The sequence below is a fragment of the Aeromonas sp. HMWF014 genome, assembly GCF_963878295.1.
Taxonomy (GTDB): domain Bacteria; phylum Pseudomonadota; class Gammaproteobacteria; order Enterobacterales; family Aeromonadaceae; genus Aeromonas; species Aeromonas popoffii.
In genome coordinates this window covers 1-9,268 of record NZ_CAWNYS010000502.1, presented here as the reverse complement: position 1 = coordinate 9,268, position 9,268 = coordinate 1, and the positions used below count along the sequence as shown (strand labels likewise).

The following is a 9,268-nucleotide window of genomic DNA, read 5'->3' as shown; positions in this document are numbered from 1 at the left end:
CTCCTGCAGCAGGCCGACACTGGTAGCCAGATCCTTGGCGTAAAACTGCTTCGCCAGGGGCCTCAGGTCTCCTTTGAACTGGTAGAACAGCTGGGAGTAGTTGGGGCGTACGCAGGGCAGCTTGCGATTGGCCGGGTGCACACAGGGCACCACCCGCATCTGGTAGAAGGCATCGTCCTGATATTGCTGGTAGGCCTGCCAGAACAGGGTCGACTCCATGCTGTCGTCGTGCAGGGTGAAGGCCTGTTCCAGATTGCGAAACTTGGTGGCGGTCTCGGGACTTGTCTGGTTGATCAGGTTGATGCTGTTGTAAAGGCGCGGGCTGATGTAGGCGTAGAGTGTCTCCAGCGGATAGTTGAGGGAGGCGTTGAGCTGGGTCATCTCGTGGCGGCTGGCGGACATGATGCGTTCGTCTGCATTCAGTCGCAGGTGCTTCTGCTGGCCGTCGGCAGACTGCCACTGCCAGCTCAGATTGACTTCGTTGGCGCCGACCGTGGATGCGAACACTAGACTTAATAACAGACCGTGTGCCAGTTTCATGATGTGCATCCTGCTCGAGGTGATACTAAACAACTAGGTGAGCTGGCCGGATTTGGATTAGCTTAGTTTTGATGATCTGGGTAACAGCCTGATAAGGCTTTAAATTTAATTCTGGAAATAAGTCATACAGGAAACCGTTATGAAGCGAATTCTACTGCTGTTGTTGCTGTTGACCGCCTTGCCTGCGGCAGCGGGCCAGGTGTTCGTCAACAAGGGGATGTCCAGTGCGGATACCTTTGCCCTGCGGGACAAGCTGGCACGGGAGCATGAATGGCAGGAATGGCTGCGTTTTCAGCAGGCCATCAAGTGGCTGGAGGTATTGCCGGTCAACTGCGAGCTGATGAGTGTGCAGGGCGGGGGTTATCGCTGTGGTGGCGACTTTTATCGCCCCTATCGGCAGAATGGCCGTGACATCTACATCAAGGGCGATCCTGCTGGCGAGACGCGGAGTCTGCGCCCGCAACAGCCCATAAAAAAGGCGCCCTGAGGCGCCTTGTTGCGAGGGTTCGCTTACTTGGCAGCGTAACGCTCGGCAGAGGTGACGATCTCGGCTTCGGCCGCAGCCTTGTCGCCCCAACCTTCCACCTTGACCCACTTGCCCGCTTCCAGCTCTTTGTAGCGCTCGAAGAAGTGCTGGATCTGGGCTTTCAGCAGCTCGGGCAGATCGTTCACATCCTTGATGTGGTCGTACTGCTTGGTCAGCTTGGAGTGCGGCACGGCCACGATCTTGGCATCTTCGCCAGATTCGTCGGTCATCTTCAGCACGCCAACCGGGCGGCAGCGAATGACGGAGCCGGCCAGCAACGGGTAGGGGGTCGGAACCAGAACGTCAACCGGATCACCATCCAGAGACAGGGTGGCGTTCACGTAACCGTAGTTGCACGGGTAGAACATAGGGGTCGACATGAAGCGATCAACGAAGATGGCACCGCTGTCCTTGTCGACTTCGTATTTGATCGGGTCGGCATTCTGCGGGATTTCGATGATGACGTAGATGTCGTCGGGCAGGCTCTTGCCAGCCGGTACCAGGTTCAGGCTCATGACGTTTCCTTCAGTGTTGGAGTCAAGTTTGCAGGCCGATATTATAGCGATGTCGCGTCAAATGACCATATTTCAAGGGCACTGTGACAGCCTTGGCTGATGCCGTGCAGCCCGGGTCTGCCAAATGGTGGCCCGCTTGCCTGGGTCTATTGACGTCTCGTCACGCCTGCGGCTTGCGACCAAACGTCAACAGACCCTAGAATGCGCACTCCCTTTACTGGAAAAGGCAGCGGTATGCACATTCACATCCTCGGGATCTGCGGCACCTTCATGGGTGGTCTGGCGGTGTTGGCAAAACAGCTTGGCTATCGAGTCACCGGCTCGGATGCCAACGTCTATCCCCCCATGAGTACCCAGCTCGAGCAACAGGGCATCGAACTGACCGAGGGATATGACCCGTCCCAGCTCGATCCCGCGCCGGATCTGGTGGTGATCGGCAACGCCATGAGCCGTGGCAACCCCTGTGTTGAATATGTACTGGACCGCAATTTGCCCTATATCTCCGGCCCCCAGTGGCTGCTGGAACACGTGCTGCAGGATCGCTGGGTACTGGCCGTGGCGGGCACCCATGGCAAGACCACCACCGCCAGCATGCTGGCCTGGGTGCTCGAATACGCCAAGCTGGAACCGGGTTTTCTCATCGGCGGGGTGCCAGGCAACTTTCCGGTTTCCGCCCGTCTCGGTTCTGCCCCCTTCTTCGTCATCGAAGCGGACGAGTATGACTGCGCCTTCTTCGACAAGCGCTCCAAGTTCGTCCATTACCACCCGCGCACCCTGGTGATGAACAACCTGGAATTCGACCACGCGGACATATTCCCGGATCTCGCCGCCATCCAGCGCCAGTTCCACCACCTGATGCGTACCGTGCCGAGCAATGGGCGGGTATTGTTCCCGAAAGCAGATAATAACCTCACCGCCGTGCGCAAGATGGGCTGCTGGAGCGAGGTGGAGCTGGTAGGTCAGGACGATGCCAAGTGGAAAGCGGTCAAGCTGGCCGAGGACGGCTCCGCCTTCGAGGTGTGGCTGGATGGGCAGAAGCAGGGCGAGGTGCACTGGGAGTGCATCGGCGAGCACAACGTCAATAACGGCCTGATGGCCATCGCCGCCGCCCGCCATGCCGGTGTCATGGTGGAGCATGGCATCGCGGCCCTCTGCCAGTTCAAGTCCCCCAAGCGGCGGATGGAGCTCAAGGGCGAGGTGGCAGGCATCAGCGTCTATGACGACTTTGCCCACCACCCGACTGCCATCGAGACCACCCTCGGCGGCCTGCGTGCCAAGGTGGGCAAGGCCCGCATTCTGGCGGTGCTGGAGCCGCGCTCCAACACCATGAAGTTGGGGGTGCACAAGGAGGAGCTGGCCGGCTGCTTCACTGGCGCCGACGAGGTGTTCTTCTTCCAGCCACCCAACATAGGTTGGGATCTCGGCGAGGTGACAGCTCACATGAGCCGACCGGCCAAGGTGTTCAACGATCTGGAGACCCTGATCAACCGGCTGGTGGCCGAGAGCCGCGATGGCGATCATATTCTGATCATGAGCAACGGCGGCTTTGGCGGTATTCATGACAAGCTGATCGCCCGCCTCAAGGATTACCACGGCGAACTATGAACAAAGCGATCACTCTGGCACTGACCGGCGCCTCAGGCGCCCCCTACGCCCTGCGCCTGCTCCAGTGTCTGGTGCAGGCGGACTATCGGGTCTACCTGCTCGCCTCCTCGGCGGCGAGAGTAGTGCTCAAGACCGAGCAGCAGCAAGATTGGCCCGGCTCACCGAAAGCGCTCTCTGCCCATCTATGTCGCCAGTATGGCGCTAAAGAGGGTCAGATAATTGCCTGCGGCAAGGAGGAGTGGTTCTCGCCTGTGGCCTCTGGCTCGGCGGCTCCCAAGCAGATGGTGGTCTGCCCCTGCTCCATGGGCACCGTCTCGGCCATCGCCAACGGCGCTTCCGACAACTTGCTGGAGCGGGCGGCGGATGTGGTGATCAAAGAGCGCGGCCAGCTGATTCTGGTGCCCCGCGAGAGCCCTTTCTCCGCCATCCATCTGGAGAACATGCTCAAACTGGCGCGACTCGGGGTGACCATCATGCCGGCCGCACCCGGTTTCTATCATGAGCCGAAAAGTATCGAGGATCTGGTGGACTTCATGGTGGCGCGGATCCTGGATCACCTCGGAGTCGAGCACGCGCTGACCAGCCGCTGGGGCTATGCCAACGCTTGACCCGTGATTCATCACCTTGCTGGCGATCTCTGGCGACAGCGGCTGAACCGGCAGCAAAGGGACAAATAAAAGCGGCGCCGACATGAACAGTCCGGCGCCGTTTGTCATTCACGAGGCGGGTTAGGCGGCCTGGATGGGGGCCGTCACGTACTTGAACAGAAAATCGGTCACATCTTCCCGTGACGGGCGTTGTGGCTGGTTGATCATCTGCATCATGACGTAACCAAAACCGGTCAGGGAGCGAGCCAGGTCCTGGGCGGACAGCACACTCTGGATCTCACCGGCATCCATGGCTCGTTGCAAATGGGGCGCGATGCGCTCCAATGCCTTGTCCAGCAGCTTGGCATAACGGGGCCAGACTTCTTCCCGCACCGATGAACTCCACTCCAGCCAGATGCTGGCATGGTCGGGTTGATCGTAGGCTGCATCGACAAACAGCTTCACGTGACGACGAATGCTGTCGTTGATTGGACCCTGGCCGGTATAGGCCTGTTCCAGCATCTGGTGAACGAAGCGTTCGATCTCGGCCAACACTTCATCCACCAGCTCTTCGCGAGTGTTGAAATAGTTGAACACGGTAGCTACCGAGACTTTGGCCTGTTCTGCTATCTCGGCGTGACCCGCACGGCCTATGCCGCGACGGGAGAACACCTCGATGGCACATTCCATCAATTGAGTGCGACGAGCTTCCGGAGAAAGCCGGGTTCGACGTCTTATTTCTGCGCGTGGTTCCATAGTTTTTTCATCTAATAGTTATTGATTATGGTGTTTATAGTATTGTCACCGATAATGCCCGAGAGCCTGCTAACTCTATCAATTAAAATAAGCCGATAAAAGCATCACGTATGCCTGACGCCTCTCGGCTTGGATGGTAGAATCCTCGGTTTTGACGTTAATGAACGGCCAAATCCCTTTGGCCATGAGGGAGTAAGTGATGAAACACACCGTCGAGGTGATGATCTCCGAGGCCGATGTGGCCGCCCGGATCGCCAAATTGGGTGAAGAGATCACCGCCCGTTATCAGGGTTCTGACGAAGTGGTCATGATTGGCCTGCTGCGCGGCTCCTGCGTCTTCCTGGCCGACTTGTGCCGCCAGACCCCGCTGCCCGTCACCCTGGATTTTATGACCGCCTCCAGCTATGGCTCCGGCCTGCGCAGTACCCGTGACGTTCGCATCCTCAAAGATCTGGATGACGACATCAAGGGCAAGGACGTGTTGATCGTCGAGGACATCATCGACACCGGCTACACCCTCAACAAGGTGCGTGAAATCCTGTCACTGCGCGAGCCGAAATCCCTCGCCATCTGCACCCTGCTGGACAAACCGTCCCGTCGCGAGGTACAGGTGCCGGTGGACTGGATCGGTTTCTCCATTCCGGACGAATTCGTGGTGGGTTGTGGTATCGACTACGCCCAGAAGTACCGTAATCTGCCGTTCATCGGCAAGGTAGTACCGCAAGAGTAAGCAAGTTCCAGGAATATCACGGGCGAGGTGGCCGAGCGCCATTTTTGTCTGCAAGGCGGCCCCGGCCGCCTTTTCTGTATCGAGATGGGATCCGCCATCACAGGGGTTGCAATGAACGCACTGGAAATAAGCGGCCTGAAAAAGACCTATCAGGGGGGCGTGGAAGCCCTTAAAGGCATAGATCTGACCGTCAAGCAGGGGGATTTCTTCGCCCTGCTCGGCCCCAACGGGGCAGGCAAGTCCACCACCATCGGCATCATCAGCTCGCTGGTGAACAAGAGCGCCGGCAAGGTGAAGGTGTTTGGCTACGACCTCGACAGCGATCTCGAGCAGGCCAAGGCCCAGCTCGGCCTGGTGCCACAGGAGTTCAACTTCAGTCAGTTTGAGAAGGTGATCCAGATTGTCACCCATCAGGCCGGTTTCTACGGCGTGCCCAAGGCCGAAGCCAAGATCCGCGCCGAGAAATACCTGCGTCAGCTCGATTTGTGGGACAAGCGTGACATGCCGGCCCGCACCCTCTCCGGTGGCATGAAGCGTCGGCTGATGATAGCCCGCGCCCTGATGCACGAGCCCAGATTGCTGATCCTGGACGAACCGACCGCCGGGGTGGATATCGAGATCCGCCGATCCATGTGGACCTTCCTCAAAGAGCTCAACGAGCAGGGGGTCACCATCATACTCACCACCCACTATCTGGAAGAGGCCGAGATGCTGTGCCGCAACATTGGCATCATCGACAAGGGGCGGCTGATTGAAAATACCAGCATGAAGAAGCTGCTCGGCAAGCTGAGCCGCGAGACCTTCATGTTGGATCTGGCACCGGGCTCCGCCGTGCCGAATGTGCCCGAGTTCAACGGCCGCATGCAGGATGAGCGCACTCTGGAAGTGGATCTGGACAAGAGTCAGTCTCTCAATAGCCTGTTCGAGCAGCTGTCGGGCCAGCAGGTGCAGGTGTTGAGCATGCGCAACAAGGCCAATCGACTGGAAGAGCTGTTCGTCAGTCTGGTCGAGGAGGGGAGAAAAGCATGAATCTGACCACGTATTACATCGCCTTCAAGAGCATTCTGGCCAAGGAGGTGAGCCGCTTCACCCGGATCTGGATCCAGACCCTGGTGCCCCCCGCCATCACCATGAGCCTCTATTTTGTCATCTTCGGCAACCTCATCGGCTCGCGCATCGGTGACATGGGGGGGGTCAGCTACATGGAGTTCATCGTGCCTGGACTCATCATGATGTCGGTGATCACCAACTCCTACTCCAACGTCGCTTCCTCCTTCTTCAGCGCCAAGTTCCAGCGCAATGTGGAGGAGCTGCTGGTGGCGCCCGTGCCCAACTACGTCATCATCGCCGGTTACGTGGGGGGAGGCGTGGCGCGTGGCCTCTGTGTCGGCCTCATCGTCACCCTGGTGTCGCTGTTCTTCGTGCCGCTGCAGATCCACCATCTGTTCAGTGTCTGCTTTACCGTGCTGCTGACCGCCATCCTCTTCTCGCTGGGGGGGCTGATCAACGCCGTGTTTGCCAAGACCTTCGACGACATCAGCATCATTCCCACCTTCGTGCTGACGCCGCTCACTTATCTGGGCGGGGTGTTTTACTCCATCAGCCTGCTACCGCCCTTCTGGCATGGGGTCTCCCAGGTGAACCCCATCATCTACATGGTGAACGCGTTCCGCTACGGCTTCCTCGGTATCTCTGACGTGCCGCTCGGCACCGCCTACCTCATCATCATCGGCTTCATCGCCGCGCTCTACGGACTGGCCTGGTGGCTCATCTCCCGCGGTACCGGGCTGCGGCACTGAGTTGTACTCAAAACGGGGCGTCCATTCGGGCGCCCTGTTTCTTGTTGCGTTCGCGGATCCCGGTGGTTGCCGGGGGGGGGCACCATGCCCTATGAGGGCGTCTGCTCGTATGGTCCAGTGCAGGTCAGCGCTGGGGGCCTCGTTCGGCGCCGGCTCATCACGGTAGACGCAGACGTTCTACCTGGCAGTCAGACCATCATCGAGCAGGCAGTTACGCCAGGTCTCGTTAAAGACGATGGGGAAACGCCCCTTCGGCAAACGGAGTGGCGATGTGGCGGGTGACTATGTATTGCTGGCCGCCATCTTCATGCAGGATATGGCAGCACCTGAAACCGGGCCTGTTCCTGGCCGGGCTTGGGCAGGAACAGGAAGAGGCAATAAAGCTCTTGGAGATGAAACTCTCCAGGTTGTGACTGACTCAGGCGTGCTGAAGCGTGACCACGCGGTTGTCGATGAGGCGGGCCTTGCCGAGATAGGCCGCCATCAGGATCACCAGTTGCTGGCTCTGGTCGGTTGCGGATTCCAGGGTCACAGCATCGACGATATCGATGGCGTCGGTACGGAAACCTGCGTTATCGAGGCGCTGGCTGGCCTGCGCCACCAGAGAGGGCAGGTGGTGATCGGCCCCTGCGATCTGCTCGGCAATCCAGTTCATGGTGCGTGCCAGCTCGGGGGCCAACGCCCGCTCGGCTGCGGTCAAATAGCCGTTGCGTGACGACAGAGCCAGCCCGTCTTCGGCCCGCACCGTGGGCACGCCGACGATCTCGATGGGCATGGCCATGTCGGCCACCATCTTGCGAATGAGCGCCAACTGCTGGTAATCCTTCTGGCCGAAACAGGCCACATCCGGCTGTACCAGATTGAACAGCTTGGTCACTACGGTACTGACGCCACGAAAATGCCCCGGACGCAGCGCTCCTTCCAGCAGGCCGGAGAGACCCGGCACCTCGACGAAGGTTTGGCTCGCCAGCCCCTGCGGATACATGATCTCCGGCGTCGGGGTGAACACCAGATCCACACCGGCGCTCTCCAGCGCGGCGCAATCCTGCTCCAGGGTGCGCGGATAGTTGACGAGATCCTCTGCCTTGTCGAACTGCATGGGGTTGACAAAGATGCTGACCACTACCTTACCGGCATGGCGGTGCGCCTCTTTCACCAGCGTCAGGTGCCCCTGATGGAGGTTGCCCATGGTGGGCACGAATGCGATGGCACGCCCTTCACGGCGCCATTGGCCGATCTGTTCACGCAGAGCGGCAGGATTGTTAACGACCAACATCGGTAGTTCACCTTCGGAAATATCAAAGAGAGAAAACGGGTTGCATCAGCGGGCAAGGGACAGCGAAACGGGGGCTTGTGCCCCCGCTCTCATCCATAGCGCCGGATCAGTTGAAACAGTGTTCGGGGCCGGGGAAGGTCCCCTCGCTCACTTGCTGCACATAGAGCCGGATGGCGGCACGTATGTCACCGGTTTCGGCCAGGAAGTTCTTGGTGAACTTGGGCACGTAACCTGAGGTGATGCCTAAGGCATCGTGCATCACCAGGATCTGGCCATCGGTGGCGGGACCGGCACCGATGCCGATCACCGGGATGCGCAGCGCCTTGGTGAGGCGTTCGGCAAGGGCGACCGGTACGCACTCGAGCACCAGCATCTGGATACCGGCTGCTTGCAGTTCGAGGGCCTGACGGTAGATCTCCTGGGCCTGGAACTCGTCGCGACCTTGCACCTTGAAGCCGCCAAACACATGGACGGATTGGGGGGTGAGGCCGAGGTGGCCACAGACAGGCACGCCATTGCGAGTCAGGTGGCGAATGCTGTCACACAGCCAGTCGCCCCCTTCCACCTTCACCATGCGGGCTCCGGCGGCCATCAGGCGGGCGGCGTTCTGGTAAGTCTGATCCGAAGTGGCATAGCTCATGAACGGCATGTCGGCGACGACCAGCGCCTTGCTGGCACCACGCGCCACACAGCGGGTGTGATAGACCATCTCATCCATGTTGACCGCCAGGGTGTCCTGACCTCCTTGCAGCACCATGCCCAGTGAATCGCCGATGAGCAGCACGTGGGCCCCTTCGTCGTCGAACAGCTTGGCAAAGGTGGCATCATAGGCGGTGATGGCGGTGATGCGTTGCCCTTCCTGCTTCATCTTCAGCAGGCTGGTGGTGGTGATCTTGCTCATAACGTTGCTCCTACTCGCCGCGTGTGTCTGTGA

General features: G+C 59.4%; 10 protein-coding genes and 1 pseudogene. 6 read left to right on the top strand and 5 right to left on the bottom strand.

Annotated features, from left to right (window positions below):
* Positions 1 to 540 (bottom strand): annotated as a pseudogene (locus AAC083_RS19705) (hypothetical protein); the annotation flags it as partial.
* Between the two features lie 124 nt (positions 541 to 664).
* Between AAC083_RS19705 and AAC083_RS19700 the strand changes: the two are divergent.
* Complete coding sequence (locus AAC083_RS19700; protein WP_375134776.1) at positions 665 to 1,027, top strand: hypothetical protein; 363 nt, start codon at positions 665 to 667, stop codon at positions 1,025 to 1,027.
* A gap of 23 nt (positions 1,028 to 1,050) precedes the next feature.
* Here the strand turns inward: AAC083_RS19700 and ppa are convergent, their stop codons facing one another.
* Entirely contained in the window at positions 1,051 to 1,581 is a 531-nt protein-coding gene (ppa, locus tag AAC083_RS19695; protein WP_005313216.1) for an inorganic diphosphatase, read from the bottom strand.
* 234 nt (positions 1,582 to 1,815) lie between these two features.
* On the opposite strand from ppa, the gene mpl reads away from it, so the two are divergent.
* The gene (gene mpl / locus AAC083_RS19690; RefSeq protein ID WP_108537514.1) at positions 1,816 to 3,186 is read left to right on the top strand and encodes a UDP-N-acetylmuramate:L-alanyl-gamma-D-glutamyl-meso-diaminopimelate ligase; all 1,371 of its coding nucleotides are present in this window, start codon (positions 1,816 to 1,818) and stop codon (positions 3,184 to 3,186) included.
* Positions 3,183 to 3,794 carry a flavin prenyltransferase UbiX gene (locus AAC083_RS19685; protein WP_108537513.1) on the top strand — a complete coding sequence of 204 codons (612 nt, stop codon included), beginning with the start codon at positions 3,183 to 3,185 and terminating at the stop codon, positions 3,792 to 3,794. Before mpl ends, AAC083_RS19685 begins: the two co-directional genes overlap by 4 nt.
* Before the next feature lie 120 nt (positions 3,795 to 3,914).
* Here the strand turns inward: AAC083_RS19685 and AAC083_RS19680 are convergent, their stop codons facing one another.
* Positions 3,915 to 4,529, bottom strand: coding sequence for a TetR/AcrR family transcriptional regulator (locus tag AAC083_RS19680; protein ID WP_108537512.1), 615 nt, complete (start codon positions 4,527 to 4,529; stop codon positions 3,915 to 3,917).
* 199 nt (positions 4,530 to 4,728) lie between these two features.
* Between AAC083_RS19680 and hpt the strand changes: the two genes are divergently transcribed.
* From hpt to AAC083_RS19665, 3 genes are all read left to right on the top strand, one after another.
* Positions 4,729 to 5,259, top strand: coding sequence for a hypoxanthine phosphoribosyltransferase (hpt, locus tag AAC083_RS19675; RefSeq protein ID WP_042038495.1), 531 nt, complete (start codon positions 4,729 to 4,731; stop codon positions 5,257 to 5,259).
* 111 nt (positions 5,260 to 5,370) lie between these two features.
* A complete protein-coding gene (locus AAC083_RS19670; RefSeq protein WP_108537511.1) occupies positions 5,371 to 6,288 on the top strand; it encodes an ABC transporter ATP-binding protein in 918 nt (305 codons plus the stop codon).
* On the top strand, positions 6,285 to 7,058 hold the full coding sequence (locus tag AAC083_RS19665; protein WP_042038497.1) for an ABC transporter permease: 774 nt from the start codon (positions 6,285 to 6,287) through the stop codon (positions 7,056 to 7,058). The genes AAC083_RS19670 and AAC083_RS19665 overlap by 4 nt, the downstream gene beginning before the upstream one ends.
* A 418-nt stretch (positions 7,059 to 7,476) precedes the next feature.
* Here AAC083_RS19665 and panC read toward each other — a convergent pair whose 3' ends face one another.
* Both panC and panB read right to left on the bottom strand, forming a co-directional pair.
* Positions 7,477 to 8,334, bottom strand: a complete 858-nt coding sequence (gene panC / locus AAC083_RS19660; RefSeq protein ID WP_108537510.1) for a pantoate--beta-alanine ligase — start codon at positions 8,332 to 8,334, stop codon at positions 7,477 to 7,479.
* Between the two features lie 106 nt (positions 8,335 to 8,440).
* Entirely contained in the window at positions 8,441 to 9,235 is a 795-nt protein-coding gene (gene panB / locus AAC083_RS19655) for a 3-methyl-2-oxobutanoate hydroxymethyltransferase (protein WP_108537509.1), read from the bottom strand.
* Between the last annotated feature and the right edge of the window lie 33 nt (positions 9,236 to 9,268).